The organism is Streptomyces fuscichromogenes, assembly GCF_014645815.1.
GTDB lineage: Bacteria > Actinomycetota > Actinomycetes > Streptomycetales > Streptomycetaceae > Streptomyces > Streptomyces fuscichromogenes.
Genome location: NZ_BMML01000128.1, coordinates 1 through 556, shown reverse-complemented (window position 1 = coordinate 556; position 556 = coordinate 1). Strand labels below are relative to the sequence as shown.

Genomic DNA, 556 nt, shown 5'->3' with positions numbered 1-556 from the left:
CACTACGTCCGCGGTGCCCCCGTATGCCCATGCCGGCTTCCCGTCCCACACGGCGAGCAGTTCGTTCACCAGGCCGACAAGGATTTCGGACCCGGCCTGATGGGCTTCGGAGGTCGACTCGGTCATGCCGGTGTGGTGGACGTCGGCCGCGCGGGAGATGAGCCGGTCGTAGACGGGGTGGTGCCAGTCGGGCAGGCTCTGGCGGTACTCGGCGGCCGGGACGACCACTTCAAGGCTGCCGCCGTGCTGCAGGACGGTTTCGGCGAACCAGGCGTCGGGGCCGTCGGCGATGCACGAGACGCCGATCAGTTCGGCCGGGTTGTACTGGCTGACCTGGTCGGCCAGGAGAGCCCGCACCTGTTCCTCGACCTGCGTGCTCAGTCCGCGGTGCCCGGTGATCCCCACCCTCATGCCGTGGTCACTCCCCTACAGGTAGACGCCGTGCAGGCGCTCGTCGAAGTCCCGCACCACTTTGGGCGGTGAGGTCGTGGTGAGGCTACGGCGCACGGCGCGGGCGCGTTCCACGATCCGGCCAGAGCGGTACTGCAGGCCGGTG

Annotated in this window: 1 protein-coding gene; it reads right to left on the bottom strand. The window is 69.4% G+C overall.

From position 1 onward, the window contains the following. Positions 1-411, bottom strand: a 411-nt coding sequence (locus tag IEZ11_RS50495; RefSeq protein ID WP_189269867.1) for a hypothetical protein, incomplete at its 3' end; no start/stop codon positions are given. Positions 412-556: the final 145 nt, after the last annotated feature.